Origin of the sequence: Leifsonia sp. McL0607 (assembly GCF_049993355.1) — a bacterium.
Lineage (GTDB): Bacteria > Actinomycetota > Actinomycetes > Actinomycetales > Microbacteriaceae > Leifsonia.
This window is the reverse complement of sequence record NZ_CP188253.1, coordinates 2,170,068-2,196,750: the sequence shown is the minus strand read 5'-3', so window position 1 is coordinate 2,196,750 and position 26,683 is coordinate 2,170,068. Positions and strand designations below refer to the sequence as shown.

The 26,683-nt window shown below is 70.5% G+C and carries 22 protein-coding genes and 2 pseudogenes; 13 read left to right on the top strand and 11 right to left on the bottom strand.

All coding sequences use genetic code 11. The features are described 5' to 3' along the window. Positions 1-10 precede the first annotated feature (10 nt). Positions 11-1,186 (bottom strand): ROK family protein, encoded by a 1,176-nt coding sequence (locus ACPPVW_RS10650; RefSeq protein WP_426623099.1) that lies wholly within the window; start codon positions 1,184-1,186, stop codon positions 11-13. Between the two features lie 98 nt (positions 1,187-1,284). On the opposite strand from ACPPVW_RS10650, the gene ACPPVW_RS10645 reads away from it, so the two are divergent. Genes ACPPVW_RS10645 through ACPPVW_RS10630 form a run of 4 tightly spaced genes read left to right on the top strand, consistent with a single transcriptional unit; the run spans position 1,285 to position 5,884 of the window. Next, positions 1,285-2,256, top strand: coding sequence for a carbohydrate ABC transporter permease (locus ACPPVW_RS10645; protein ID WP_426623098.1), 972 nt, complete (start codon positions 1,285-1,287; stop codon positions 2,254-2,256). Between the two features lie 19 nt (positions 2,257-2,275). Continuing rightward, positions 2,276-3,238, top strand: coding sequence for a carbohydrate ABC transporter permease (locus ACPPVW_RS10640; RefSeq protein ID WP_426623097.1), 963 nt, complete (start codon positions 2,276-2,278; stop codon positions 3,236-3,238). Positions 3,239-3,246: 8 nt separating this feature from the next. After that, complete coding sequence (locus ACPPVW_RS10635) at positions 3,247-4,629, top strand: ABC transporter substrate-binding protein (protein WP_426623096.1); 1,383 nt, start codon at positions 3,247-3,249, stop codon at positions 4,627-4,629. Between the two features lie 49 nt (positions 4,630-4,678). Further along, positions 4,679-5,884, top strand: a complete 1,206-nt coding sequence (locus ACPPVW_RS10630; protein ID WP_426623095.1) for a Gfo/Idh/MocA family protein — start codon at positions 4,679-4,681, stop codon at positions 5,882-5,884. A 156-nt stretch (positions 5,885-6,040) separates the two neighbouring features. Here the strand turns inward: ACPPVW_RS10630 and ACPPVW_RS10625 are convergent, their stop codons facing one another. From ACPPVW_RS10625 to ACPPVW_RS10605, 5 genes are all read right to left on the bottom strand, one after another. After that, positions 6,041-7,222: an ROK family transcriptional regulator gene (locus ACPPVW_RS10625; RefSeq protein WP_426623094.1), complete on the bottom strand. Its 1,182-nt coding sequence runs from the start codon at positions 7,220-7,222 to the stop codon at positions 6,041-6,043. Positions 7,223-7,355: 133 nt separating this feature from the next. Next, complete coding sequence (locus ACPPVW_RS10620; protein WP_426623093.1) at positions 7,356-8,456, bottom strand: Gfo/Idh/MocA family protein; 1,101 nt, start codon at positions 8,454-8,456, stop codon at positions 7,356-7,358. Next, positions 8,438-9,133 (bottom strand): ThuA domain-containing protein, encoded by a 696-nt coding sequence (locus ACPPVW_RS10615; RefSeq protein WP_426623092.1) that lies wholly within the window; start codon positions 9,131-9,133, stop codon positions 8,438-8,440. The genes ACPPVW_RS10620 and ACPPVW_RS10615 overlap by 19 nt, the downstream gene beginning before the upstream one ends. Before the next feature lie 85 nt (positions 9,134-9,218). Beyond that, a complete protein-coding gene (locus ACPPVW_RS10610) occupies positions 9,219-10,406 on the bottom strand; it encodes a Gfo/Idh/MocA family protein (protein WP_426623091.1) in 1,188 nt (395 codons plus the stop codon). 97 nt (positions 10,407-10,503) lie between these two features. Next, the gene (locus ACPPVW_RS10605; RefSeq protein WP_426623090.1) at positions 10,504-11,469 is read right to left on the bottom strand and encodes an acetylxylan esterase; all 966 of its coding nucleotides are present in this window, start codon (positions 11,467-11,469) and stop codon (positions 10,504-10,506) included. An 80-nt stretch (positions 11,470-11,549) separates the two neighbouring features. Here ACPPVW_RS10605 and ACPPVW_RS10600 point away from each other — a divergent pair, with 80 nt between their 5' ends. From ACPPVW_RS10600 to ACPPVW_RS10585, 4 genes are all read left to right on the top strand, one after another. Continuing rightward, positions 11,550-12,620, top strand: coding sequence for a LacI family DNA-binding transcriptional regulator (locus ACPPVW_RS10600; protein WP_426623089.1), 1,071 nt, complete (start codon positions 11,550-11,552; stop codon positions 12,618-12,620). A gap of 45 nt (positions 12,621-12,665) precedes the next feature. Further along, positions 12,666-13,859, top strand: a complete 1,194-nt coding sequence (xylA, locus tag ACPPVW_RS10595) for a xylose isomerase (RefSeq protein WP_426623088.1) — start codon at positions 12,666-12,668, stop codon at positions 13,857-13,859. A gap of 110 nt (positions 13,860-13,969) precedes the next feature. Beyond that, positions 13,970-15,436 carry a xylulokinase gene (xylB, locus tag ACPPVW_RS10590; protein WP_426623087.1) on the top strand — a complete coding sequence of 489 codons (1,467 nt, stop codon included), beginning with the start codon at positions 13,970-13,972 and terminating at the stop codon, positions 15,434-15,436. A gap of 97 nt (positions 15,437-15,533) precedes the next feature. Then, entirely contained in the window at positions 15,534-16,493 is a 960-nt protein-coding gene (locus ACPPVW_RS10585) for an IS481 family transposase (RefSeq protein WP_426623086.1), read from the top strand. A gap of 223 nt (positions 16,494-16,716) precedes the next feature. Here ACPPVW_RS10585 and ACPPVW_RS10580 read toward each other — a convergent pair whose 3' ends face one another. Then, on the bottom strand, positions 16,717-17,832 hold the full coding sequence (locus ACPPVW_RS10580) for a glycerate kinase (protein WP_426623085.1): 1,116 nt from the start codon (positions 17,830-17,832) through the stop codon (positions 16,717-16,719). Positions 17,833-17,950: 118 nt separating this feature from the next. Here ACPPVW_RS10580 and ACPPVW_RS10575 point away from each other — a divergent pair, with 118 nt between their 5' ends. Beyond that, the gene (locus ACPPVW_RS10575; protein ID WP_426626285.1) at positions 17,951-19,225 is read left to right on the top strand and encodes an MFS transporter; all 1,275 of its coding nucleotides are present in this window, start codon (positions 17,951-17,953) and stop codon (positions 19,223-19,225) included. Between the two features lie 83 nt (positions 19,226-19,308). Here the strand turns inward: ACPPVW_RS10575 and ACPPVW_RS10570 are convergent, their stop codons facing one another. The 3 genes and pseudogenes from ACPPVW_RS10570 to ACPPVW_RS10560 all read right to left on the bottom strand — a co-directional run bounded on the left by ACPPVW_RS10570 (position 19,309) and on the right by ACPPVW_RS10560 (position 23,242). After that, on the bottom strand, positions 19,309-20,694 hold the full coding sequence (locus ACPPVW_RS10570) for an MFS transporter (RefSeq protein WP_426623084.1): 1,386 nt from the start codon (positions 20,692-20,694) through the stop codon (positions 19,309-19,311). A 135-nt stretch (positions 20,695-20,829) separates the two neighbouring features. Next, positions 20,830-21,818, bottom strand: a pseudogene (locus tag ACPPVW_RS10565) (substrate-binding domain-containing protein). Between the two features lie 119 nt (positions 21,819-21,937). Beyond that, positions 21,938-23,242 carry an APC family permease gene (locus tag ACPPVW_RS10560; protein WP_426623083.1) on the bottom strand — a complete coding sequence of 435 codons (1,305 nt, stop codon included), beginning with the start codon at positions 23,240-23,242 and terminating at the stop codon, positions 21,938-21,940. A 222-nt stretch (positions 23,243-23,464) separates the two neighbouring features. Between ACPPVW_RS10560 and ACPPVW_RS10555 the strand changes: the two genes are divergently transcribed. Both ACPPVW_RS10555 and trxA read left to right on the top strand, forming a co-directional pair. After that, positions 23,465-24,484: a DUF418 domain-containing protein gene (locus tag ACPPVW_RS10555; protein ID WP_426623082.1), complete on the top strand. Its 1,020-nt coding sequence runs from the start codon at positions 23,465-23,467 to the stop codon at positions 24,482-24,484. Positions 24,485-24,592: 108 nt separating this feature from the next. Further along, positions 24,593-24,961: a thioredoxin gene (gene trxA / locus ACPPVW_RS10550; RefSeq protein ID WP_426623081.1), complete on the top strand. Its 369-nt coding sequence runs from the start codon at positions 24,593-24,595 to the stop codon at positions 24,959-24,961. A gap of 70 nt (positions 24,962-25,031) precedes the next feature. Here the strand turns inward: trxA and ACPPVW_RS10545 are convergent. Then, positions 25,032-26,001, bottom strand: a pseudogene (locus ACPPVW_RS10545) (aldo/keto reductase). Positions 26,002-26,090: 89 nt separating this feature from the next. Here ACPPVW_RS10545 and ACPPVW_RS10540 point away from each other — a divergent pair. Together ACPPVW_RS10540 and ACPPVW_RS10535 are read left to right on the top strand one after the other, a co-directional pair. Next, positions 26,091-26,252, top strand: coding sequence for a hypothetical protein (locus tag ACPPVW_RS10540; RefSeq protein WP_426623080.1), 162 nt, complete (start codon positions 26,091-26,093; stop codon positions 26,250-26,252). 186 nt (positions 26,253-26,438) lie between these two features. After that, complete coding sequence (locus ACPPVW_RS10535) at positions 26,439-26,645, top strand: hypothetical protein (RefSeq protein ID WP_426623079.1); 207 nt, start codon at positions 26,439-26,441, stop codon at positions 26,643-26,645. Positions 26,646-26,683: the final 38 nt, after the last annotated feature.

Here is a 26,683-nt window from a genome sequence, read left to right as displayed (position 1 = left end):
ATGTCCGGAGTTACGCGCCACGGTACGGCGTGGCGGCCGCGGCCTCCGGAATTGCTGACGTCATCCGGGCGCGGATGGCCGTCGCGGCGGCGCCGCGGGCCCACTCGTTGAAGGCGAACGGCTGCACCTCCACGGGGGTGCGCACACTCTCCCAGTCGGCGGCCTCGACGAGGGAGGCCAGCATCGCGTGCTCGCCCACCTCCCCGAGCCGAGCGCCCTCGCCGGCCAGCAGGATCTTGCGCGGGTCGAGCGTGTTGGTGACGTTGGCCAGCAGGAGGCCGAGGGCCGCTGCAGCCGTGTCGACCACCGAGCGCAGCGCGGGGTCACCGCGCGAGGCTCCGCGCAGCACGGCGTCGTAGTCGAGCTCTGCCCCGGTCGCCCGCGACGCCGCCGCTTCGACGGCTGCGGTGCTCAGCAGCGCGCTCGCGCAGCCGTGGTGGCCACGCCAGCAGGTCGCCTCCGACCAGGTGAGCAGCTGGTGGCCGATGCTGCCGACCGCGCCGTGGGCGCCGGCGACGACGTTCCCGCCGGCGACGAGCCCCATCCCGATGCCGGCTCCGATCGTCACCACGACGAAGGTGTCGAGCCCGCGGCCGGCGCCGAACCAGTGCTGGGCCTGCGTGAGCGCGTTGACGTCGTTGGCGACGGTGACCGGGAGGCCGACCCGCCCCTCTACGAGGTCGGCAAGTGGCACGTCCACCCACTCGAGGAAGTGCGATTCGCTGACCGTCCGGCCGTCGGCGGAGTTGCCGCCGAGGCTGATGCCGACGCCCGAGAGCGGCGCGAACTCGGCGGGGAGCGCCCCGACCGCGCGGGCGACGGCGTCGGCGACGACCTCCGGCTCGTGACCGGCGAGCGGCAGCTCGAGCTCGCCGCAGATGACGCCGCGCAGGTCGGTGACGACCGCGTACACGGCGGTCGCGGTGATCTTGACGCCGGCGAAGCGCTCCGCGGCGGGGTCGAGATCCAGCGGCAGGATCGGCCGGCCCGCGGCGCGCGCCAGGGGCTCGCCCACCGACAGCCTCCCGGAGGCCAGCAGCGGCTTGGTGAGGCGGGTGAGGCTGGGGCCGGAAAGACCCAATCGCTCGGCCAGCTCGACGCGCGAGAGCGGGCCGTGGATGAGTATCTCCAGCATCACGCGCTCGGCACTGGCCGGACCTTCTTCCGCCACGACACTCTCGGACATGAGCACATTCTATTGTTTCCCGCTGCCCGTCGGGTGTTGACAACACACTTACTTTTGTCGCAACATTATTGCCATTCCAGTCAGACGAAGGAGTCTTGATGGCACTGACCAGCACCAGCTCGGCCGCCACCCGCTCGGCGCCTCCGCGCCCAGCGGCACCGCAGGCCTCCGGACGAGCCGCTCGCCGCGGTCGCCGCGACAGCACAGGCGGCGACGGAATTGTCGCCCTGATCTTCATCGCCCCCGCCGCGATCGGCTTCCTGGTGTTCCTCGCCTGGCCGACACTACGCGGCGTCTACCTCAGCTTCACCAGCTACAACCTCCTCACGCCCGAGAAGTGGATCGGCTTCGGCAACTACATCCGGATGGCCGGCGACCCGATCTTCTGGCACTCGCTCGGCGTGACGGTCGAGTACGTCGTCATCAACATCGGCGTGCAGACGGTCGTCGCCCTCCTCATCGCCGTGCTCATGCAGCGGCTGACCCGCTCGACCTTCGTGCGCGGGATCGTGCTGACCCCCTACCTGGTCTCCAACGTCGTCGCCGGCATCGTCTGGCTCTGGATCCTCGACACGCAGCTCGGAATCGGCAACCAGCTGCTCGGCGCGCTGGGCCTGGAGCACATCCCGTTCTTCGCGAGCGAGACCTGGTCGATCCCGACCATCGCGCTCGTGAACGTCTGGCGGCACGTCGGCTACACCGCTCTGCTGCTGTTCGCCGGCCTGCAGGCCATCCCCGGACACGTCTACGAGGCCGCCCGGGTCGACGGCGCGAGCGAGTGGCGGACGTTCTGGAGCGTCACGATGCCCCTGCTGCGCCCGGTGCTCGCCGTCGTGCTCATCATCACGGTCATCGGCTCGTTCCAGGTGTTCGACACCGTGTCGGTGACGACCAACGGAGGCCCGGCGAACGCCACGAACGTGCTGCAGAAGTACATCTACGACCTGGCGTTCGGCCGCTTTCAGTTCGGCTACGCCTCCGCGCTCTCGGTCGCGCTGCTCGTCGTGCTCAGCATCATCACGGCGCTGCAGTACCGCCTGACGCGCGCCGGCCGGACCGACCTCGATTGACCGGCGAAGGAGCCTCGACATGACGACGACCCCCGACCTGGCGACAACAGGGTCGCTGCGGCCCGCCGCGCGACAGACCGCACTGAAACCGGCACCCGAACCCACACGACGCCTCCCCGCTGGGCGCACGATCGCCTGGATCGTGATGGTGCTCATCATCCTGGTGACGCTGTTCCCGTTCTACTGGATGCTGCGCACAGCGCTCTCCACGAACACCGCCCTCGCCGCCGACCCCTCGTCGCTGCTGCCGGTCGACCTCAGCCTCGGCGGCTTCGCCCGCGTGTTCGGGCTGCAGAGCACCGAGGAGGCGCTGGCACAGGGCGGCTCCGGAGCCTCCGTCGACTTCTGGCGGTACCTGCTCAACTCGGTGATCGTCGCGACGACGATCGCCGTCTGCCAGACGTTCTTTTCGGCAATGGCCGCCTACGCGTTCGCGCGACTGCGCTTCCGCGGCAGGAACGTGCTGTTCGCGGTCTTCCTGGCCGGCCTGATGGTGCCCAGCATCTTCACGCTGCTGCCCAACTTCGTGCTCATCAAGCAACTCGGTCTGGTGGACACCCTGCTGGGCATCACCCTCCCGAGCCTGTTCATGACGCCGTTCGCGGTGTTCTTCCTGCGCCAGTTCTTCATGAACGTGCCGCGGGAGGTCGAGGAGGCCGCGCTGCTCGACGGAGCGGGCAGGGTGCGCGTCTTCTTCCGGGTGATGCTGCCGATGTCGTCGGCGCCGATCGTGACGCTCGGCATCCTCACCTACATCACCGCCTGGAACGACTACTTCTGGCCCCTGATCGTCAGCTACACCGACCAGTCGCGCGTGCTCACGGTGGCGCTGAGCATCTTCCGCTCGCAGACCCCGCAGAGCGGCACGGACTGGTCCGGGTTGATGGCGGCGACTCTCGTGGCCGCACTGCCGATGCTCGTGCTCTTCGGCGTCTTCGCCCGTCGCATCGTGAACTCCATCGGCTTCACCGGACTGAAATGAGCCGCGCAATGAGAACAGCACCGACCTCCCACCAGGGCCGCCAGGGCCGCCGTCTTTTCGCCGCCGTGGGCGCTCTGGCCGCCGCCGCGCTCGTGCTCTCCGGCTGCGCCGCCGAGACTTCGGCCGAACCGAAGAACACGGTGAGCTACTGGCTCTGGGACTCCAACCAGCTCCCGGCCTACGAGAAGTGCGCCGCCGGCTTCGAGAAGGCGAACCCCGGGCTGACCGTGAAGATCACGCAGCTCGGGTGGAACGACTACTGGACCAAGCTGACCGCCGGTTTCATCGCGGGCACCCAGCCGGACGTCTTCACCGACCACATCTCGAAGTTCGCCCAGTTCGTGGACCTCGGCGTCCTCCAGCCGCTCGACGAGCTGGACGCGACGAAGGGCATCGACGACAGCCTGTACCAACCCGGGCTCGCCGGCAGTTGGATGGGCGCGGACGGTCACCGGTACGGCACCCCGAAGGACTGGGACACGATCTCGATCTTCTACGACAAGAAGGTCACCGCCGCGGCCGGCATCACCGACGCCCAGCTGAACTCCCTCGACTGGAACCCGACCGACGGCGGGTCCTTCGAGAAGACGGTGGCGCACCTGACCATCGACAAGAACGGCGTGCGCGGCGACGAGCCCGGCTTCGACAAGAACCACGTCGTCACCTACGGCCTGGCCTCGAACGACGCCGGCGGCTTCGACGGCCAGACCCAGTGGAGTTCGTTCACCGGCTCCACGGGCTGGTCCTACACAGACAAGAACCCGTGGGGCACGCACTACAACTACGACGACAAGCGGTTCCAGGACACCATCTCCTGGTACTTCGGCCTGGCGAAGAAGGGGTACCTGGCGCCGTTCACCGACTTCTCGGCCTCCAACGGCGCCGACGTGCAGTTGGGCAGCGGCAAGGCGGCGCTGTCGATGAACGGCTCGTGGATGATCAGCACCTACGCGCAGCAGAAGAACGTCGACCTCGGCATCGCGCTCACCCCGGTGGGGCCGACCGGCAAGCGCGCGTCGATGCTCAATGGTCTGGCCGACTCCATCACCAAGAACGCCCCCAACAAGGAGGGCGCCGCCAAATGGGTCGGGTACCTCGCCTCCCCCGCCTGCCAGGATGTCGTCGGCCAGCAGGGCATCGTCTTCCCTGCCGTCAAGACCGGCACCCAGGAGGCGATCGCCGCCTACAGCGCCCGCGGGATCGACGTGGGCGCGTTCACCAAGCAGGTGGCCGACAAGACGACCTTCTCGTTCCCGGTCACCAACTACGCGGCCGACGTCGCCGCGCTCATGGTGCCCGCGATGCAGAACGTGTACGCGAACGGCGCGCCCATCTCCACCCTCACGACGACCAACGACCAGATCAACCAGCTGTTCCAGCAGGGCGGCTGACCGGACTCCCCTGCGTCGACACGCAACCCAACCCCCGAAAGAGAGTGACATGACCTTCTCCATCGCCATGGTCGGCGCCGGCCAGTTCGCCGGGCAGTTCGCCAAGCTGTTCGCGCTCCACCCCGGAGTCAGCGCGGTCTACGCCACCGACCTGCTGCCCGAGCGCGCCGAACGACTGAACGCCGAGTACGGCCTCGACGGCACGATCGCGTCGTTCGAGGCCGCGCTGGACGACCCGCGCGTCGACGCCGTCGCGATCTTCACCCAGCGCTGGACGCATGGCCCGCTGGTCGTGCGGGCGCTGGAGGCCGGCAAGCACGTGTACTCCGCCGTGCCGATGGCGATCAGCTCCGACGAGATCGCCGCGATCATCGACGCCGTGCGCCGCACCGGCCTCACCTACATGATGGGCGAGACCAGCCACTACAACCCCGCGACGGTGTACGCGCGGTCGCAGATCGCGGAGGGCGCGTTCGGCCGGGTGTTCTACGCGGAGGGCGACTACGTGCACGACATGGATCTCGGCTTCTACGACGCCTACCGCTACTCCGGCGGCGAGCAGTGGAAGTCGACGGCGAGCTACCCTCCGCTGCTCTACCCGACGCACTCCATCGGCGGCATCCTGGGCGCCTGGGGCACGCACGCCGTGAGCGTCTCGGCGATCGGGGTGACCGATGACCGCGGCGACGGGGTGTTCGACCGCGAGGTGAGCATGTTCGGCAACGACTTCTCGAACGCGACCGCGCTGTTCGAGGTGGCGGGCGGCGGCTCGTTTCGCACGAACGAGTTCCGGCGCGTCGGCTACCCGTCGCACATCCGGGAGTCTCGGTTCCGCTTCTTCGGCACCGACGGCAGCTTCGAGCAGCTGGCGACCGTGTCGCACCGCACCGACAAGGAGGGCGTGACCGACATCACGGACCTGCTGCAGCCGAAGCCGACGCTGTCGCCGGACGACCCGTCGCTCGCCCACGTCTCGCCCGCGCTGCGCGACGCGTTCACCTCGGGCAGCGCGCCCATCCACGACCGGTCGCAGCTGCCACGCGAGTTCGACCACGTGACGAACGGTCACGAGGGCAGCCACCACTTCCTCGCGGACGACTTCGTGCGCGCGGTGAACGCGGGTACCGTGCCGCCGGTGAACGCCTGGCAGGCCGCCCGCTACACGCTCCCCGGCATCGTGGCGCACGAGAGCGCCCTCCAGGGCGGCGCTCGCCTCCCCATCCCCGACTTCGGAGACGCGCCGGCCTCCCTGTGACGTGCTCAGGCAACCGCCGAGTACGCAGATACTCTGCGTACTCGGCGGTTTTCGCCTGACTTTCTCCGTACTCCCCGGGCACCCCCACTCGCGAGTACGTCGATTATCTGCGTACTCGGCGGTTTTCGGCTGAATTCGGGTGTACTCGGCGGTTGGTTACGGGGCGGAGGGGGACGCGAGGACTGGGGTGAAGGCGAGTTCGGCGGCGCCGATGAGGAGGATGTCGCTGCCGAGGGCGGCGCGCGCGATCGTCAGGGTCTCGGCGGAGGCGGCGAGCGCTTGGGCCGCCACCAGCTCGGGCAGACGCTCGGGCGCGAGCTCGTGCAGGGCGCCGAGGAAGCCTCCGAGCACGATCCGCTCCGGGTCGAACACGTTAGTCGCGTTGCGCAGCGCCGTCGCCAGGAAGCCACGCTGACGGTCTACCTCCGCGATGACGTCGGCCCTGCCGGCCTCGACCGCCCCACGCAGTGCCCGCGCGAGCTCATCCGGGCCGGCCGACTCCAGCCCGAGCACTCGCAAAAGGGCGCGCTGGCTCACTTCGGTCTCCAGGCAGCCGATCGCCCCGCAGTGGCAGCGCACGCCGCTGGAGTTCACCAGGGTGTGGCCCAGCTCGCCGGCGTAACCGCTGATGCCGGTCAGCGGCGCTCCCCCGACGATGACGCCGGCGCCGATACCGGAGGCGCCACCGTTCAGGTAGACGAGGTCGGCTGCGCCCTTCCCCGCCCCGAACAGGCGCTCGGCGTTGGCGCCCAGGCTCGCGTCGTTGGCCGCGAGCACCGGGTAGCCGGTCGCCGCGGCGAGCTCGGCGGCGAACGGCTCCTCCGCCCACTCCAGGTGCGGTGCCAGGCGCACCACGCCGTCGTCCTCCCGCACCAGACCGGGAACCGCGACCCCGATGCCGACGACGCGGGAGGCCGACGTCAGGTCGGGCCGGAGCCCGTCGATCACCGCCGAGGCGATGGCGGCGGCCTCCTGCGCGGTCGGCACGTGGCCGGTGGGATACCGCACCCGGCGGTGCACGTGCGCGTCGAGCCCGACGACACCGACCGTGATCGCGTCGACCTCAGGGTTCACCGCGACCGCGACGACCCGGCCGTCGGCGGCGACGACAGGCGACGGCCGCCCCACCCGGTTGCTCGTCTCGGGCTCGCGCTCGAGCACCAGTCCCTGCTCGACCAGCTCGGCGACCAGCGCGCCGATCGTCGACCGGTTGAGGCCGGTCGCCTGGGTGAGCGCCGAGCGCGCGACAGGGCCGCCGCGGTGCACCATCCCGAGCACAGTGGCGAGGTTGTGCCGTCGCACCGTGTCGAGGTTCGTCCCCGTCGTCCTGCCGTTCATGGTCCCGGTTACTGTATTACAGCTCGGCGGCGCTCAGGTCGGCGGCGCTCATGTGATGACATAGCTCGGCGTCGGCGGCCCTCCGCGACGGCGTCCTCCGCGACAGCGCTCTCCGCGGCGTGGCCGCTGCGGGTCACCAGCTCTCCGGCCGTGCTCCCAGCGGCACGGCATCGGGGCGCTCGACGGTGGAGGTCAGCGCGACCACCTCGTGCCGCGCTCCCGCCGCGAGCACGGCCTCCATGATCTCGAGCACGTGGAACGCGAGCTCTCCGGAGGCCCTGTGCGGCCGTTCGGTCTCGACCGCGCGGGCCAGGTCGGCCAGGCCGAAGCCCCGTCCGGCATCGGTGTAGCCGGCCGCGGCCGGCACGTCGTGGAACACGCGATCGCCCGACGTCGCGATCGACGCGGTGCCCGAGAAGGCGTTGGGGTCGGGCACCGACAGCGTGCCCTCCGTGCCGTACACCTCGAACAGTGGAACGTGCGTGGCCCACACGTCGAACGACACGGTCACTGTCGAGATCACCCCGGAGGCGTGCTCGAGGATGGCCGTGACGTGCGTGTCGACCTCCACGGGGATCCGCGTGCCCGCCCGTGGACCGGTCGCGACGATGCGCTCCCGCGACGAGCGCGAGCTCGCGCCGGACACGCGGACGACCGGGCCGAAGAAGGTCACGAGCGCGGTCAAGTAGTACGGACCCATGTCGAACAGCGGGCCGCCGCCCGGCTGGTAGTAGAACGCCGGAGCGGGATGCCAGAGCTCGTGCCCGGGCGCCGTCCACGAGACCGCGGCTCCGAGCGGCACCCCGATCCCGCCAGTGTCGAGCACGGCACGCGCGGTCTGGATGCCCGTGCCCAGCACCGTGTCGGGCGCGCTGCCGACGCGCAGGCCCAGCGCAGTCGCGCGCTCCAGCACCGGCGCTGCCTCGGCGATGTCGCGGGCGAGCGGCTTCTCGCCGTAGACGTGCTTGCCCGCGGCGAGCGCCGCCAGCGCGATCTCGGCGTGCGCCTGCGGGATGGTGAGGTTGAGCACGACGTCGACGTCGGGATGTGCGAGCAGCGCGTCGACCGTCAGGGCCTCCGCCTTCTGCTCGCCCGCCACCGCGGCCGCCCGTTCGACGTCGAGGTCGGCGACCGCGCGCAGGCTGAGGTTCGGCAGGGCCGGGAGGTGGTCGAAGTACTGCCGGCTGATGTTCCCGACCCCGATGACGCCGACGTTCAGGCGCGTGCCGCCCACAGCAGCCCCCTCTCGATGATGGTGCGGACGGGCCGGCTCTGCACGACCTCGAGCCGGTGGCCGGGCGCGGAGACGAAGATCCGGCCCTTGCCCCACTGGCGGGTCCAGATCGCCGGGGAGGTCACCGGACGGTTCCACGCGTCCCACGGGCGGGCCTCCTGGGTGGTGGTCGCCAGCACGTCGTTGTACTCGTCCGACAGCACCCAGTACTGCTCGGTGACGAGGTCGAAGTCGTCGATGCCCTGCGTGATGGGATGGGTCTTTCCGTACTCGGTGATGTGCACCGTGTACGGAATGTAGCTGTCTTCCTGGCCACCGGTGCGCTCGTCCGGGTGCTTGCCCGCGTGGTGAGCGAACTGGCCGCCGATCATGTGCAGGTAGTCGGCGTTGTCGCGGTACGAGTCGGCGATTCCCCCGTGCCAGCCGGCCATCCCCGTGCCGCTCAGGACGGCACGCTGCAGCCCGGCGAACTCCTCGGGCGTGATGCTGCTCATCGTGTTGACCTGCACGATCAGGTCGACCGTCGCGAGGTACGCGTCGTCGGTGTAGACGGAGGTGCCCTCCTCGACGCGCACGGTGAAGCCGTTCGCCTCCAAGAAGGGGATGAAGCTGTCCGTGGTCTCGACGGGCATGTGCCCGTCCCAGCCGCCGCGGACGACGAGTGCGTTTCTGTTCATGCTTCCTTCCTGGCCTCCAACCGCCGAGTGCGTGGATTGTCTGCGTACTCGACGGTTTTCAGCTGAATTCGGGTGTACTCGGCGGTCAGCGGGTGGGCGTCCAGGCGCTGTCGGCGGCGGCGCTGCGCTCGACGGCAGCGAGGACGCGCTGGATGTGGAGGCCGTCGGCGAACGACGGCTCGGGGTCGGTGCCGGCGGTGATCGCGGTGACGAAGTCGACGACCTCGTGACTGAAGGCGTGCTCGTAGCCGATCGCGTGACCCGTCGGCCACCAGTTGGCCATGTAGGGATGCTCGGGCTCGGTGGCGATGATCCGGGTGAAGCCCTGCTCCCCCGCCGGAGCCGTCGCGTCGTAGAACTGCAGCTCGTTCATCGCCTCCAGGTCGAAGGCGATCGCGCCCAGCGAGCCGGAGAGCTCGATGCGCAGGGCGTTCTTGCGTCCGGTCGCGTAGCGGGTGGCCTCGAAGGCGCCGATCGCGCCGTCCGCCGCACCTCCGGCCAGCTTCGCGGTGAACCAGGCGGCGTCGTCGACGGTGACGCGGCCGCGTTCGCGAGACGCCGTGCCCGAGAGGCCGACGGTCTCACCCAGAAGCGGGCGCTCCGCCACGAAGGTCGCCAGGGTGCCGGAGACGGCGGAGAGCCGGGCGCCGGTGAGGTGCTCGATCAGGTCGATGGCGTGTGCCCCGATGTCGCCCAGGGAGCCGGAGCCTGCTGCCGCCTTGTCGAGCCGCCAGGTCATGGGGCCGTTCTCGTCGCTCAGCCAGTCCTGCAGGTACTGGGCGCGCACTTGGCGGACGACGCCGAGCCTGCCCTCCTGCACGAGCCGCCGCGCGAATCCGATCGCCGGCACGCGGCGGTAGCTGAAGCCGACCATCGAGCGCACACCGCGGGAGGCGGCCCGCTCGGCGGCGGCGACCATGGCCTCGGCCTCCTCGACCGTGTTGGCCAACGGCTTCTCGCACAGGACGTGCTTGCCCGCCTCGAGGGCGGCGATCGCCACCTCCGCGTGGGAGGAGCCCGGCGAGCAGATGTCGACGACGTCGATGGCGGGGTCGTCGACGACGCGGCGCCAGTCCGTCTCGCTGTGCTGCCAGCCGAAGCGCTCGCGCGCGGCCTCCAGGCGGTCGGCGTCGCGGCCCACGATCGTCGCCATCACCGGCTCGGCATCGAGGTCGAAGAAGCGCGGGGCGACCCGCCAGCCCTGGGAGTGGGCCGCGCCCATGAAACCGTAGCCGATCATCGCCAGCCGCAGCTCGCGCTTCGCTCGCGTCATCCGTCCCGGCCCCTTCGCCTCTGTGATGGTGCGACGCTATTCGGCGGGGCGAGCAGGGGACAAGTTTCGCGCAGCTATTGGAAAGTTTTCGCTGGGCTCAGATCCGGGAGGCCAGCCATTCCGCCTGCCTCTGCCAGTGCGCCGCCTGCCCGCCCTCGTGGTCGTTGAACGCGTACACCTCGATCGCACGATCGGCGGCCGCCAGGTGGTTGTAGGCCGCGAAAGTCGTCGAGGGCGGCACGACAGTGTCCATGAGCGCGACCGAGAACAGGGAGGGCGCGTGGATGCGGCGCGCGAAGTTCACGCCGTCGAGGTATGAGAGCGTCCGGAACACGGCGTCCACCTCGTCGCGGTGGACCGACAGGTACGTCGCGAGCTCCTGGAACGGTCCGCCGATCGCCACCTCGGCCCCGCGGCGGTACGCGCACAGGAAGGCGACGTCGGGCAGCACGGCCTGCACGTCGGCCAGCGCGCCGACGGCCAGCGCGATGCCGCCGCCCTGGCTGCCGCCGGTCACGGCGATGCGGCGGGCGTCCACGAAGGGCAGGGCGCGAGCGGCATCGACGGCGCGGACCGCGTCGGTGAACACGCGGCGGTAGAAGTGCTCTCGGGGGTCGTGGACGCCGCGGGTCATGAAGCCGGCCGCGGCCGGGCCGGAGCCGTGCGGGTCGGCGGTGACGCCTCCCGTGCCCCAGCCGCTGCCCTGGCCACGGGTGTCCATGAAGACGTGGACGTAGCCGGCCAGCGCCCACAGCACGTTCTCGCCCGGCAGGCCGCGCCCGCCGTTGTAGCCCTGGTACTGCACGACGGCCGGGAGGGCGCCCTCGGCGTCCCGTGGCCGCGAGACCCACGCCCGCACCGGCTCCGCGCCGAACCCGGGGAATGTGAGGTCCTCGACGATCAGCTGGGTCACCGGGGTGGAGGCCGGAGCGAGCGTCGCCTCCCCGCCGGCCGCACGCGCCTCGGCGATCGTGTCGGCCCAGAAGGCGTCGAAGTCGTCCGGCTCCGCGATCTCCGGGCGGAAGGTCAGCAGGTCGGCCAGGGCGAGGTCGGTGAGCGGCATTGATCTCCTTAGGCGAGATTCGAAGGGCTGCGGTCCGGGCAATAGGGTCGGGCTGGCCGACATTGTGGCACAGTGTCAGCATGCCGGAACCGACGCCGCGGACAGCACGGGAACACACCGCCGGACGGCCCACCCTGGAGGCGATCGCCCGCCGTGCGGCGGTGTCGCTGTCCACGGTGTCGAAGGTGCTCAACGGCCGGCCGGGCGTCTCCGCCGAGACCCGTTCCCGGGTCGAGCAGCTGCTGCACGACTCGGGCTACGCCAGGCGCGGGCTCGATCCGGAGCGCGGCGGCCTCCTCGAGCTCGTCGTCGCCGACCTGACCAGCGAGTGGTCGATCGAGATCATCCGCGGCGTCGAGCGAGTCACGCGCGAGATGGGACTCGTGCTCGGGCTGAGCGCGCTCGACGATCACCTCCGCCCTGGCGCCGACTGGATCGCCGGCGTACTGAGCCGCAGGCCGGTCGCGATCGTGCTGCAGTTCTCCGACCTCACGGCGTCGCACCGGCGGCAGCTGCGCACGCGCAACATCCCCTTGGTGGTGGTCGACCCGGCGGGCGACCCGCCAGCCGACGTTCCGGCGATCGGCGCCACGAACTGGGCGGGCGGCGTCGCCGCCACCCGTCACCTGCTGGGGCTCGGGCACACACGGATCGCCGTGGTCTCCGGGCCGGCCGACCTGATGTGCTCGCGAGCGCGGGTGGCCGGGTACCAGTCGGCGCTGCAGGAGGCCGGGCTCGGCTTGGACCCGGCGATCGCGGCCGCGGGCGACTTCACCCGGGCGTCCGGCGAGCGGGAGGGGCGGCGGCTGCTCGCGCGGGACGACCGGCCCAGCGCGTTCGTGTGCGGCAACGACTCGCAGGCGCTCGGGGTGATGGACGCGGCGTTCGCGCTCGGACTCGAGGTGCCGGGCGACGTCTCGGTGGTCGGGTTCGACGACGTCGCTCCTGCGCTCTGGGCGCGGCCTCCCCTCACGACCATTCGCCAGCCGCTGCAGGAGATGGCGGAGGAAGCCACGCGGCTGGCGCTCCGCCTGCGCGCGAACGACGTCGAGAGCACTCGTCTAGAGTTGGCGACCTCACTCGTGGTGCGTAGCTCGACCTCGGCACCGCGGTCGGGTGCAAGTGGCGCGCGCGCCTCTCTCCTGGTATAAGTTTAGTCAAACAACAAATCACCGACGACGCTGAAGGAACCCAGCATGAGCCTCACCCCCACCCGCGCCGACAAGTTCTCGTTCGGTCTGTGGACCATCGGCTACAACGGCACCGACCCGTTCGGCGGCCCGACCCGCCCCCAGCTCGACGTGGTAGAGGCGGTGACCCGGCTCAGTGAGCTCGGCGCCTACGGCCTCACCTTCCACGACGACGACCTGTTCGCCTTCGGCTCGACCGACGCCGAGCGCCAGAAGCAGATCGACCGCCTCAAGCAGGCGCTCGCCGACACCGGTGTCATCGTGCCGATGGTCACCACCAACCTGTTCAGCGCGCCCGTCTTCAAAGACGGCGGCTTCACCTCGAACGACCGCGCCGTGCGCCGCTTCGCCCTGCGCAAGGTGCTCCGCAACATCGATCTGGCAGCCGAGCTGGGCGCCAAGACCTTCGTGATGTGGGGTGGCCGCGAGGGCGCAGAGTACGACTCGGCCAAGAACATCCAGGCGGCGCTCGATCGCTACCGCGAGGCCGTCAACCTGCTCGGCGACTACGTCACCGACAAGGGCTACGACATCCGCTTCGCCATCGAGCCGAAGCCGAACGAGCCCCGCGGCGACATCCTGCTGCCGACGCTCGGCCACGCGCTCGCCTTCATCAACTCGCTGGAGCGCCCCGAGCTGGTGGGCCTCAACCCCGAGGTCGGGCACGAGCAGATGGCCGGCCTGAACTTCGCGGCGGGCATCGCCCAGGCGCTCTACCACGGCAAGCTCTACCACATCGACCTCAACGGCCAGCGCGGCATCAAGTACGACCAGGACCTCGTGTTCGGCCACGGCGACCTCCAGAACGCGTTCGCCCTCGTCGACCTGCTCGAGAACGGCGGCCCGAACGGCGGCCCGGCCTACGACGGCCCGCGGCACTTCGACTACAAGCCGTCGCGCACCGAGGACATCACCGGCGTGTGGGACTCGGCTGCGGCGAACATGCGCACCTACCTGCTGCTCAAGGAGCGTGCCGCCGCGTTCCGCGCCGACCCCGAAGTGCAGGAGGCCCTGCAGGCCGCCCGCGTCACCGAGCTGTCGCAGCCGACCCTCGGCACCGGTGAGAGCTACAACGACCTGCTGGCCGACCGCAGCGCGTACGAGGACTTCGACGCGAGCGCGTACTTCGGCGGCAAGGGCTTCGGCTTCGTGCGCCTGCAGCAGCTCGCCCTCGAGCACCTCCTGGGCGCCCGCGGCTGACCTGCCCTACCGCTATCGAGGGGCACGTCGTTGTCGCTTTTCCGCTTCGGAACTGACAACGGCGTGTCCCTCGTTGGGTGAAAACGTTGATGAGAACTGAAGGAGTGCAGGTGACATACGTCGCTGGGGTCGATTCGTCGACGCAGAGCTGCAAGGTGGTCGTCCGCGACCTCGAGTCCGGTGCGCTGGTGCGCTCGGGCCGCGTGGGGCATCCCGACGGCACCGAGGTCGACCCGGCCGCCTGGTGGGCGGCCCTGCAGGAGGCTGTCGCGTCCGCTGGCGGTCTCGACGATGTGGCAGCGATCTCGATCGCCGGCCAGCAGCACGGCATGGTCGTGCTCGACGCCGACGGACGCGTGATACGCGACGCCCTGCTCTGGAACGACACCCGCAGCGCCCAGGCCGCCCGCGACCTGATCGACGAGGTCGGCGCCGACGCCTACGCCTCGCGCGTCGGCGTGGTGCCCGTCGCCTCCTTCACGGCCACCAAGCTGCGCTGGTTGAGGGACGCCGAGCCGGCCAACGCAGCGCGCGTGGCCGCCGTGGCCCTCCCGCACGACTGGCTCACCTGGCGGTTGCGCGGCTACGGCCCGGCGGACGAGAGCCCGCTCGGCCCCGACTTGGAGGCGCTGACCACCGACCGCTCCGATGCGAGCGGAACGGCCTACTGGAGCGCCGCCACCAGCGCCTACGACCTCGACCTCTTCGAGCGCGCGCTCGGGAGGCCCGGCCGGGAGGCCGGAACGGCCGGCGACGGCGTCGTCCTGCCCCGCGTGCTCGGCCCTTCGGAGTCGGCCGGCCGCACGCCCGCCACGCCCGCCACCCCCGCCTCGGACGGCGTGCTCGTCGGGCCGGGCGCCGGCGACAACGCCGGAGGCGCGCTGGGCCTCGGCGCGACCGAAGGCGACGTGGTCGTCTCGATCGGCACCTCCGGCACGGTCTTCGCCGTCACGGCCGACCCCGTCGCAGACACCAGCGGAACGGTCGCCGGTTTCGCCGACGCGAGCGGGATCTCGTTGCCGCTCATCGCCACGCTCAACGCCGCGCGCGTCCTCGACTCGATCGCCGGGCTGCTCGGTGTCGACCACGACGGACTCGCCGAGCTCGCCCTGCAGGCGGAGCCCGGCGCGGGCGGCGTCGTGCTCATCCCGTACTTCGAGGGCGAGCGCACCCCCAACCTCCCGGACGCGAAGGCCAGCCTCCACGGCCTCACCCTCGCCACCATCCGACCGGTGAACCTGGCGCGTGCAGCGATCGAGGGGATGCTGTGCGGGCTCGCCGACGGCCTCGACGCCGTGCGCCGGGTCGCCCTCTCCGGTGATCGCCGTCGGGAGCAGCGCATCCTGCTGATCGGCGGAGCAGCGCAGAACCCGGCCGTCGCGGCGGTCGCGGCGCAAGTGTTCGACGCGCCGGTCGTCATCCCCTCCCCTGGTGAGTACGTGGCCGACGGGGCAGCCGTGCAGGCGGCCTGGGCGCTGACGGGAACGCGCCCGAACTGGACCGTGGAGTCGGCCACGCCCCTCGCTGTCGACACGCAGCCCGTCATCCGCGAGCAGCGCCGACAGTACCTCCCCTAGCTGTAGTTCCCCGACACGTTGTGAACGGTTGAGGTGAGCGAAGGCCTCCGTGGAGGATGTGGGTTACCACACTCACATCTAGCCAACGGAGGTCTTCGTGACTCACGCTAATGCACCGTTGACGCCGGAAGGGCGTCGACGGCTGGTCGAGCTGGTTCTGGAGCGCGGGTGGTCATTGCGGCGGGTGGCGGAACGGTTCCAGTGCTCGCCCGCGACGGCGAAACGGTGGGTCGATCGGGCACGCGCAGGCTTGCCGATGACCGACCGACCCTCCCGCCCGCACTCGTCCCCGAATCGGTGTCCGGCCCGGTTGGAGCGCCGGATCGTGGCGTTGCGGTTCAGGTGGCGGTGGGGTCCGCATCGGATCAGCTACCACCTCGGTGTTCCCCGTTCCACCGTGGGCAGGGTGCTGGCCCGGTATCGGATGCCGCTACTGCACCACCTCGATCAAGCGACCGGGCTCCCTATCCGCAAACCGAGGGCTGTCCGTTATGAGCACGCTCGCCCCGGCCAGCTGGTCCATGTCGATATCAAGAAGCTCGGCCGCATCCCCGATGGTGGTGGCCACCGAGTCCTGGGGCGGGCAGCAGCACCGTCCCGGCACCGCGGCCGCGGCTATGCGTTCCTGCATCACGCTATCGATGACCACTCCAGGCTGGCCTACTCGGAGATCCTGAACGATGAGCGCAAAGAGACCGCCGCCGGATTCTGGCTGCGCGCCAACGCGTTCTTCACCGCCGCTGGGATCACCGTCACCGCGGTCATGACCGACAACGGTGCGTGCTACCGGTCGAAACTGTTCGCCGACGCTCTCGGCACGAGAGTCAAGCACCGGCGCACGCGCCCCTACCGGCCGCAGACCAACGGGAAAGTCGAACGATTCAACCGCACCCTGGCCACCGAGTGGGCCTACGCGCACGCCTACCTCAGCGACGAAGCCAGAGCCGCAACCTACGACACCTGGCTCCATCACTACAATCACCACAGACCCCACACCGGAATCGGCGGCCTCGTCCCCTCAGCCCGCGTTCACAACCTCACGGGGAACTACACCTAGCCGGCACACATTCGCGGTGAATGTCGCGTCTGGCACCCCCTTTCGCAACATTCGCGGCGAGCGTGTCGCGTTTGGCAGCGAATGTGGGTTGTGCACATTCGCGGCGAATGTTGCTTTCATGGAGCGTTTCGCGACATTCGCGGCGAAGGTGACTCTGCGCATTCGACGCGAGTGTCGCTTCGGGGACCGCTCTTCACAGCACTCGATGCGGAGGCGTGGGGTGTCAGCGGCGCGAGCGCGGAGTGAAGCCGCTGGCCAGGGCGGAGCCGGCGGCGCGCGCCCAGCGCAGCGGCTCGGCGATCGCGGCGGCGGAGCCCCCCGCGAGCTCCGAGAGGGAGGCGGCGCCGGCGAAGCCGCGCGGATCGGCTGCGATCGAGCCTGCGGCGAGCAGCGCCGGGATGCCGGCCGCGGCGGCGAGAAGGACGATGTATTCGGGTACCTTGCCTGCCGCGGACTGGGAGTCGTAGCGACCCTCCCCGGTCACCACGGCGTCCGCGGCCGCAAGCGCGGCCGGCAGGCCGAGCGCCTCCCCCACGGCCGCCGACCCCGGCGCCAGCTCGGCGCCCCAGGCGAGGAGACCGAACCCCGTCCCACCGGCTGCGCCCGCGCCAGGCGTCTGCGGGTCGACCTCCACCCCGGCCTCTCTCAACGCCACGACGAGGCGTGCAAGCCCCGCTTCCAGCTCCGGCACGTCGGCTTCCGCGGCGCCCTTCTGCGGACCGAACACCGCGGCAGCTCCGTCCGGCCCGAGCAACGGGCTCGTCACATCGCTCAGGATGCGCGCCCCGCCGGGCGGAAGCGGGCGCAGCCCAGTGAGGTCGACCCGAACGAGCTCCGCGAGCCCCCGGTTGCCCGCGACGACCTCCGCGCCGGTCGGATCGAACAGCCGGGCACCCAGGGCGCTCAGCATCCCGGCGCCGCCATCGGTGGAGGCGCTTCCGCCGATCGCGAGCAGTAGCCCCGTCGCACCGGCGTCCAGAGCGGCGGCGATCGCCTGGCCGAACCCGAACGTCTGAGCGTCGAACGCGGCGAGCGACGGCATCAGGCCGATCCCGCTCGTCTCCGCCAGTTCCACCACTGCGGTCCCGTCGGGCAGAGCGAGCCAGCTCGCATCCCGTTCGACGCCGTCGGGGCCGGTCACGCGCACAGCGCGGCGGCTGGAGCCCGGCACAGCGATCTCGAACGCGTCGAGCGTACCCTCACCGCCGTCCGCCATCGGGGCCCGCACGACACGATCGTCCGGGCGCACAGACATCCACCCCTCGGCGAGCGCCGTCGCCACCTCGGTCGCAGTCGCGGAGCCTTTGAACGAGTCGGGGGCGAAGACGACAGTGGCCATGCCAACACCCTGCCACACTCAAATCGGCCGGCAGCGCCGCCGCCGAGAAGGAGGCCTGGCGCACCGTCCGTCAGGGGACGATGATATGCGCCATGACGGCAACACGCGGGTCGACTCCATGACCCCCTCCGCCCGCCGGGTGCAGGGCGTCTACCTGACGCTGCTGCTCGGCAACACGCTTGCGGCCTCCTTCATCTGGGGCATCAACACGCTGTTCCTCCTCGACGCCGGACTCACCAACTTCGAAGCGTTCGCCGCGAACGCCTTCTTCACGGCCGGCATGGTGATCTTCGAGATCCCGACCGGCGTGGTCGCCGACACCATCGGGCGACGTGCCTCGTACCTGCTCGGAACCATCACCCTGTCGCTCTCGACCGCTCTGTACTGGTTGCTCTGGCTCTGGCATGCCCCGTTCGTGTGGTGGGCTCTCGCCTCCATGCTCCTCGGGCTCGGCTTCACCTTCTTCTCCGGCGCCGTCGACGCCTGGCTCGTCGACGCCCTCACCGCGACGGGCTACACCGGGAGTCTGGAGGCGGTCTTCGGGCGCGGGCTCGTCGTGACCGGCGTCGCCATGTTCACCGGCTCGGTCCTCGGCGGCGTGATCGCCCAGGCGACGAACCTCGGGGTGCCGTTCCTGTTGCGGGCGGCTGTGCTGGTGCTGATGTTCGTCTTCGCGTTCGTCGCGATGCGCGACCTCGGCTTCACCCCCGACAAGTCGATGGGGCCATTGAAGGCGACCAGGAACATCCTGTCCCAGTCGATCGAGCACGGGATGCGCAAGCGCTCCGTACGGTACGTCATCCTCTCGGCCCCGTTCGCCTCTGGCGTCGGGATCTACGCGTTCTACGCCCTGCAGCCGTACCTGCTCCAGCTCTACGGCGACCCGACGGCGTACTCGATCGCGGGACTGGCAGCGGCCATCCTCTCGCTCGCGCAGGTGGCGGGCGGGATCGTCGCATCGCGTCTGCGGCGGCTGTTCGCCAAGCGCACGACGACGGTGATCGGCGCGTCGCTGACCAGCATCGTCGTGCTGGTGCTGCTGGGGCTGACGGCCTTCTTCTGGTTCGCGGTGGTGCTGTTGGTGGTGTGGGGCTTCGTCTTCGCCGTCGCCGGGCCGGTGCGGCAGGCCTACCTCAACGACATGATCCCGTCGAAGCAGCGCGCGACCGTGCTGTCGTTCGACTCGCTGTTCGGGAGTCTCGGCGGCGTCGTCATCCAACCGGCGCTCGGGCGTGCGGCGGACCTCTGGGGGTACGGCACCTCGCTGGTCGTCGGCGGAGCGATCGAGCTGATCGGCATCCCGTTCCTGCTCGCCAGTCGCCGGCAGGGCGACCCGGCCGACACTGCCGGCGCACGGGGCGAGAAGGGAGACGCAGCGGTCAACGCATCGTGACGGGCGCTGACGGGCCACGTCGTGTCAGCCCGTTACGGGATTAGGGCGCCAGGGGATCAGCGCGTCAGGTCAGCGTCACGGGATCAGCGCGCCAGGATGCGCGGGCCGCACAGCCAGGCGGCGACGCAGAGCAGGCCGTTCACGGCGAACACCCCCGCGAACGCCACGGGCGACGCCCCGCCGCCGAGCGCAGAGAACGCGATCGCCGTCGCTGCCAGTGCGATGGCGGAGCCCGTCGAGTCGGCGATCGAGAGGGCCGAGCTGTTGAAGCCCTGGTCGGCGGGCGTGGAGTACTCGAGAGTGAGCACGCCCAGCCGCGGGTACAGCAGCCCCATGCCGAATCCGGCGAAGGCCCAGCCGACGACGATGACGACCGGCGAAGCACCGGTCAGCGCCGTGGCCAGCAGCGACCCGATCGCGATCGTCAGCCCGAGCGCGCCGAGACGGGCGGCGAGTCGGTTCCCGATCGCGGGGAACCGGCCCTGAGCCCACGAGGCGGCGGCCCAGCTCAGACCGGCGGCAGTCAGCGCGAGCCCGGCGATCGCCGGGGACGCACCGTACTGCGTCACCATCATCAGCGGCACGTACACCTCGGCGGAGAAGAACGTGCCCGCCACGATCGCACGGACCAGGATCACGCTCGGCAGCCCGCGGCGCGCGAGCAGGACACCTCGCGGGAGCAGCGGGCGCAGTGCTGCCACCGCGATGACCGCCGCGACCACGGGCACGATCCACTGCACCGGCCCGCGGGCCTCCGCCGCGAGTGTCAGTCCGAGCACCGCAGCCGCGACGAGGGCGGCCGAGCCCACCCGCGCGAGTTCGCGGCCTCCGCCTTCGGGGCGATGCTCCGGGCCGTGAACACTGCGCATGGCGGGGACGACCATCAGCATCGCCAGGAACACCAGCGCGACGACGCCGAGGAACACCCACCTCCAGCCCACCGTCTCGGCGACAGCGCCGGCGATCACGGGCCCGATCAGCGACGGGACGACCCACGCCGCGGCGAAGCCCGCGAAGATGCTCGGGTGGAGGCGCGCCGGATAGACACGCGCGACGATCACATAGAGCGCCACCGTCAGGGCGCCCCCGCCCAGCCCGTGGACGAGCCGCCCGGTGACGAACAGCGGCATGGTCGACGAGGCTCCGGCGAGCGTGAGACCGGCGGCGAACAGCACGACGGACGCGTAGAGCACGTTGCGTGGGTTGCCGCGGTCGCACCAGGTGCCCGCGAGCACCATCCCGACGACGCCGACGGCGAGCGGCCCGGCGAACGCGAAAGCGTACAGCGCGGCCCCGTCGAGCTCCCGGCTGACGGCAGGCATGATCGTCGTGACGGCGAGCGCCTCGAACGCGGCCAGCGTGACCAGAAGGCACATGCCGATGCTCACCCAGCGATAGCGGGGCGCGAGCACCCCTTCTGGCTTCGAGAGCTGCCCCGACGCCGTCGTCGATCCCCGGTGGGTGCTCATCCTCCGAGCCTATGGCCTCCGTGCGACATCAGGGAGGACCGGTACGACCGCGCGAACTATGTGACAGGACACGTCGCGATCCCATGCGCTCACGCGGCGTGTCCTGCCACAGAGGTCGCGCCGCCGCGGCCCCGATCAGCGAGGAGGTCGTGCCGTGGACGCCCGGACGATCAGCTCGGGGACAAGGCTCACCGGGCCGGGGACCTCACCTCCCTCGATCTCGGCGATCAGGCGTTCGACACTGCGGCGGCCGAGCTCGGTGAAGTCTTGCAGCACGGTCGTCAGGGGAGGCCAGAAGTGCGCGGCCTCCGGGATGTCGTCGAACCCGACCACGCTCAGATCGTCGGGGAGGCGCCGGCCGGCCTCCTGCGCTGCGTGACAGACGCCGAGAGCCATCTGGTCGTTCGACGCGAAGACGGCGGTCACCCATCGGGTCGTTCAGGAGCTCGCAAGCGGCGCGGTAGCCCGACTGGGCCGACCAGTCGCCCTCCAGGAGCGGAGGCACGCGCAGCCCGGCGGCCTCCAGCTCGCGCGTGTAGCCGGAGACCCTGGCCTGCGACTCGAACCACTGGAGCGGGCCGGTGATGTGGTGGATCGAGCGGTGACCCAGGCCGACGAGATGCGCCGTCGCTGCCCGGGCGCCGGCCTCCTGGTCGACGGTGAGCTCGCGCGCGACGTACTCTGCGCCGCCCTGGAGGGTGACGTACGGCACCGTCAGACCGGAGCCCGAGATCTGCTCGAGGACGAGATCCTGCGGCGCGATCACGATGATGCCCTCGACCGCCTTGGGACACCAGGTGGTCGAGGGCCCCGGCGATCCCCTCGGCGTTCAGTTCGGAGAGCTGGGCGACGGCGAGGTAATACCCGGCGTCACGGGCCGCGCCCTGAACGGCATTGATGCTCGAAACCGGGCCGTACAGGGCCGCAGCCGTCGTCGAGAGCACGCCGAGGGTGCGCGAACGTGCTCTGACGAGGGCGCGTGCGGCGCGGTTGGGACGGTAGTGCAGCGTCCCCATCGCGTCGAGGACCCGCTGTCTGGTCGTGTCGCGGATGTTGGGATGGTCGTTGATGACGCGCGAGACCGTCTGATGCGAGACGCCGGCCAGCTGTGCCACGTCGCGCATGCTGGCGGCGCGTGCCCCGGGCCGTGAGGCACAGGGTCGTGGGTCACGACGCCCTCCCCGCGGTGTCGCGTTGCGGGCTGCTGCCCGCGCTGCTCCTCCGGATGAGGAGCGTCCACCCATTACGCGGGACGGGGCCTCCCGCGCCGGGCGAACGCTCCGACCACCACGGCGATCCCCGCGATGCCGGCAGGGAAGACGAGGTGCCATCCGGCCAGCGCGAGCAGCCCGGCGGCGAACACGCACGACAGCACCGCCATCCACCACCCGACCGACCGGGTGGGCAGCAGGACGATCGCGCTGGCGACCCCGAGGCCGTAGACCGCTGCGGCGATGCTGGTGTGCACGAGGATGAACGGCTGGAGGTTGCCGCTGGCCAGCACGACCACCGAGTACAGCGCCATGACGACCGCCGAGAGCAGCAGCCCGCGTCGGGCGACCGCGCCGTTCTCGGCGCCGCGGCCGAACCAGCGCGGGAGGTCGCCGTCGCGGCCCATCGCCGCGCCCAGTTTGCTGAAGGCCGCGAGGTAGGCGTTGAACACGCCCGTCACGACGATCGCGGCGATCACGGCGACGACCACGCCGCCGCCGGAGCCCGTCGCCGCGTCGACGAGGTCGAGCAGCGGCACCGCGGAGGCGGTGGCTGCGCTGCCCAGCACGGTCACCGTGACCGTCTGGATCGCCAGATACGCCACCGAGACGATCACGAGCGCGAGGGCGGTGGCGCGCGGGATGTCGCGCCGAGGGTTGCGGAACTCGCCGCCGATGCCGGCCACGGCCTCCCAGCCGGCGAACGCCCAGATGTAGAGGCTCATCGCGAGCCCGACGCCGGACCAGCCGTGGGGGAGGAGCGGTTCGAGGTTCTCGACCCTGCCATGCGGCGCGGCGGCGGCGAGGACGAAGATGAGCACCGCGACCAGCGCGCCGGACAGGACGAGCTGCACGGAGGCGGCGAATCGCACGCCGAAGGCAGTCACCACGACGGGGATGACCATGAGCGCGACCGCGATGAGGATCGTCTGAGTGGCATCCCCGCCGATCACGGCGACGACGTAGCGCGCCGTCATCAGCGCGGCGATCGGAGCGCCGATCGGCGTGCCGAAGAAGAACCAGTAGCTCACGACGCGCGCCGACGTCGGGCCGTACGCGCGTCGGGCGAAGGTGGCGACGCCTCCCGCGTCGGGATGCCGACGGGCGAGCGCGGCAAAAGTGGCCGCGAGCGGCACCGAGATGAGCGCGAGGGCGGCCACGGCGAGGATGGCGCCCGGCCCCGCCGCGGCCGCGGCGAGCGACGGGAGCACCAGGATGCCCGTGCCGAGCACGGCAGCGACGTAGAGAGCGGCGCCTCCAGCCACACCGAGGTGGCCGCGATGCTCGACGGGTCGCCCCGCCGGCAGCCGCGTGGTGGAGGGCGTGCTTTCCGTCACCCGACCATCCTGGCGCGAGCCACCGACATCCCGCCGTCCATCCGCTGCCATCCTCCGCTCATCGGCGGCCAGCCCACCGCCTCCGACGCCGAGGGGCACGTTGATGCCCCTAAAACCGCGTTTTAGGGGCATCAACGTGCCCCTCGAACGAGACCGCTACGTCGTCAGATCGTAGAGGGTGACAGTCGACGTCACGTCAGGTGTTTGATGTAGCATTCCAAGGTGAATCAGACCACGAAACGGCCTCCCTCACTCGACCGCCTCGGCTTCCTCGACGCGCTGCGCGGCGTGGCAATCGCCGGAATCCTGCTCGTCAACCTCCCTGACATGACGATGCTCGCCACGTCGACGACCCGCGTGATCACGCCAACCGACATCTTCCTGTGGTTCGGCGTCCAGTCCAGGGTCGTCGTGATCTTCTCGCTGATGTTCGGGGCGAGCATGTGGTTCGTCGCGCGCAGCGCCGAACGCGCGGGTCGGCGGCCCTGGCTGGCCCTGCTCTGCCGACTCGCCGCGCTCTTGGGTATCGGCCTGCTGCACACGTTCGCTTACCCCGGCGACATCCTCCGCCTCTACGCGATCTGCGGGCTGCTCGTCCTCCCGCTGATGCTCTTCACGCCTCGACTCGTGCACTGGATCGTCGGCGGTGCGCTCACGCTGACCGCGATCGTCGTGTTCGGATTCGGGGCGGGCGCCACCCCCGGGCTCCTGCTGCTCGGGTACGCCGCTGCTGGCTCCGGCGTGCTGTCGGCGCTCGAGAAGGGCACCCGCGCGGTGCGCTGGTCGTTCGTCGCCGCGGTGATCGTTACCGTCCCGCTGCTCTGGTGGCAGACCACCCAGCCGGGCGACCCGCGCTTCCAGCTGGCGGGACTCTTCGTGGGCGCCGGCGTCACCGCGGGAGCCGCGATGGCCGTCGTGTACATCACCGGACTCTCCCTGCTCTGGCGCACCCGCTTCCGCGCCGTGCTCACGGCCTGCTTCTCGGCGCTCGGCCGGATGGCGCTCACGAACTACATCGGCGCGTCGCTCATCGTGATGGTCGTCTCTCCTCCGTTCGGCTTCCCGTCACACGAGTCCACCGGTGTCGCGATCCTGCTCGCCGTCGCGATCATCGTCGTGCAGAGCGCGGTGAGCGCGCTCTGGCTGCGCAGCTTCCGGTACGGGCCCCTGGAGTGGCTGTGGCGGATGGCTACCTGGCGGTCTTTCGTCCCGATTCTGCGACGGGAGAGCGCGATCGCCTGAGCCGCCCCGGGTGGGTTCGGGGAATTCAGGACCAGGGCGTACCGTTCCACTCGGTGCGGCCGGATTCACCCGACGGCCGCAGCCTCCCTCGACCTCTAGGAGAAACCCATGGCGACCGTCGAGCTGACCGCGCAGAACATCGAGTCGAAGATCACCGAGAACGACATCGTCTTCGTGGACTTCTGGGCGGAGTGGTGCGGCCCGTGCCGCATGTTCGGCCCCATTTTCGAGAAGGCCTCGCAGGAGCACACCGACGTCGTGTTCGGCAAGGTCGACACCGAGGCGGAGCAGGCCCTCGCCGCCTCCGCCGGCATCACCTCCATCCCGACCCTCATGGCGTTCCGCGACGGCATCCTGGTGTTCTCGCAGCCGGGCGCCCTCCCCGCGCCGACCTTCGAGGACCTCATCGGCCAAGTGAAGGGACTCGACATGGACGCCGTGCGCGCGTCCATCGCCGAGCCCGCCCCCGAGGCCTAGAGCCCCACCCTCGAACTGGCAGAACACGCCGCCTCGCCCCCGTGCGAGGCGGCGTGTTCTGCCAACTGGATCAATAGCCGGTGGGGTGGGTTACGGTGTAGGGCTCCTCCAGGTGGCGGGCTTCTTCGTCGGTCAACTCCAGGTGCACGGCGGCGACAGCGTCGGGGAGGTGGTGCGGTTTGGTCGCCCCGACGATGGGCGCGTCCACGACCGGGTTCCGCAGCACCCATGCCAGCGCGATCTGGGCCATGGGCACGCCGCGGGCCTCCGCCACACGCTGCACGGCCTCCGCGATCGGCCTGTCGTGCTCCTCGGTGAACCGCGCCTGCAGCGGATCGGTGTCGCCGCGCAGGGTCTGCTCGCCCCACGGACGCGTGAGCCGGCCCTTCGCGAGCGGGCTCCACGGGAGGCTGCCGACGCCCTGGTCGGCCAGCAGCGGGAACATCTCGCGCTCCTCTTCGCGCATCATCAGGCTGTACTGGTCCTGCATGGTCACGAACCGCGTCCAGCCGCCGAAGTCGGCCGCGTGCTGGAGCTTGGCGAACTGCCACGCCCACATCGAGGACGCGCCGATGTAGCGGGCCTTGCCGGCCTTGATCACGTCATGCAGGGCCTCCATCGTCTCCTCGACCGGCGTCAGCGGGTCGAAGCGGTGGATCTGGTAAAGGTCGACGAAGTCGGTGCCGAGCCGCTGCAACGACGCGTCGATCTGTTCCAGGATCGCCCGGCGCGACAGCCCGGCGCCGCCGGGGCCGTCGTGCATTCTGAAGTTCAGCTTCGTCGCGAGGACGACGTCCTCACGACGGGTGTACTCGCGGATGGCGCGGCCGACGATCTCCTCCGAGCTGCCGTAGCCGTAGATGTTGGCCGTGTCCCAGAACGTGATCCCGGCCTCCACCGCCTGGCGGAAGATCGGGGCGGCGCCCTCGTCGGCGAGCCGCCCACTCGTTGAAGCCGCGCGACGTGTCTCCGAAGCTCATGCAGCCCAGCGCGAGGCGGCTGATCGTCAGACCGGTCGAGCCCAGTCGGGTGTACTCCATCGTTCGTTCTCCTCTCGTCCCCGACGTTACGCGAGGCGGTCGTCGACTGGGAGGTTCTGCCGGTGCCCCGTTCGGCCTACGATCGCCGCATGACCGATGCGAAAGAGAACTGGCCGGAGACGCCCTCCGGCGAGCCCATCGACGTCGACGCCCTCGCCGAGGGCGAAGGCGGTAGCCCGTACGACGCCGACGGCGTCTTCGAGCCCGAGGACGACGCAACAGCGGACGACGAGGACGACCCGGGGATCTGACCCGTGGCGGCAGCTGCCGGATCCGCGTCCCGAAAAGCCGTCCCATCGCCGTTCACCTGAATCCCCTTGTCCCCCGAGCTTGTACCCCACTAGGGTCGGGTGAAGGAGCCAGTCCCGACCTGGCGAGGGGCGATTCGTCGCGCCTCCATCAGAGGGACCGGGTGCACAACTGGGAAGGGGTGCAGCGTGACGACCTATGAGACGCCGATCGGGAATGCGCCGAAACCGGGGCAGGACATCCACTTGGTGCGATGGATCCGCTCCGCGGACGGCTGGAGCAGCGAGACGGTCCTGTGCACGTATCTGGCGGGGACACCGTCGCACTGGGTGGTGGAGCGCCACGGCGAGCGCGAGAACCTGGCGCGAGCCGAGTGGGCCCAGTTCGCCTTCTGACCGGGGCGGTCCCGCCGAGGTGTGTCTTGTCGTTGCTG

Bases quoted from the DNA above. Each gene is read 5' to 3' on its own strand.
- ACPPVW_RS10540 (WP_426623080.1), top strand. From the start codon at position 26,091: ATGACCGATGCGAAAGAGAACTGGCCGGAGACGCCCTCCGGCGAGCCC.
- xylA (WP_426623088.1), top strand. From the start codon at position 12,666: ATGAGCCTCACCCCCACCCGCGCCGACAAGTTCTCGTTCGGTCTGTGG.
- ACPPVW_RS10630 (WP_426623095.1), top strand. From the start codon at position 4,679: ATGACCTTCTCCATCGCCATGGTCGGCGCCGGCCAGTTCGCCGGGCAG.
- ACPPVW_RS10650 (WP_426623099.1), bottom strand. From the start codon at position 1,186: ATGTCCGAGAGTGTCGTGGCGGAAGAAGGTCCGGCCAGTGCCGAGCGC.
- ACPPVW_RS10625 (WP_426623094.1), bottom strand. From the start codon at position 7,222: ATGAACGGCAGGACGACGGGGACGAACCTCGACACGGTGCGACGGCAC.
- ACPPVW_RS10640 (WP_426623097.1), top strand. From the start codon at position 2,276: ATGACGACGACCCCCGACCTGGCGACAACAGGGTCGCTGCGGCCCGCC.
- trxA (WP_426623081.1), top strand. From the start codon at position 24,593: ATGGCGACCGTCGAGCTGACCGCGCAGAACATCGAGTCGAAGATCACC.
- ACPPVW_RS10575 (WP_426626285.1), top strand. From the start codon at position 17,951: ATGACCCCCTCCGCCCGCCGGGTGCAGGGCGTCTACCTGACGCTGCTG.
- ACPPVW_RS10570 (WP_426623084.1), bottom strand. From the start codon at position 20,694: ATGAGCACCCACCGGGGATCGACGACGGCGTCGGGGCAGCTCTCGAAG.
- ACPPVW_RS10580 (WP_426623085.1), bottom strand. From the start codon at position 17,832: ATGGCCACTGTCGTCTTCGCCCCCGACTCGTTCAAAGGCTCCGCGACT.
- ACPPVW_RS10605 (WP_426623090.1), bottom strand. From the start codon at position 11,469: ATGCCGCTCACCGACCTCGCCCTGGCCGACCTGCTGACCTTCCGCCCG.
- ACPPVW_RS10645 (WP_426623098.1), top strand. From the start codon at position 1,285: ATGGCACTGACCAGCACCAGCTCGGCCGCCACCCGCTCGGCGCCTCCG.
- ACPPVW_RS10635 (WP_426623096.1), top strand. From the start codon at position 3,247: ATGAGAACAGCACCGACCTCCCACCAGGGCCGCCAGGGCCGCCGTCTT.
- ACPPVW_RS10615 (WP_426623092.1), bottom strand. From the start codon at position 9,133: ATGAACAGAAACGCACTCGTCGTCCGCGGCGGCTGGGACGGGCACATG.
- ACPPVW_RS10600 (WP_426623089.1), top strand. From the start codon at position 11,550: ATGCCGGAACCGACGCCGCGGACAGCACGGGAACACACCGCCGGACGG.
- ACPPVW_RS10610 (WP_426623091.1), bottom strand. From the start codon at position 10,406: ATGACGCGAGCGAAGCGCGAGCTGCGGCTGGCGATGATCGGCTACGGT.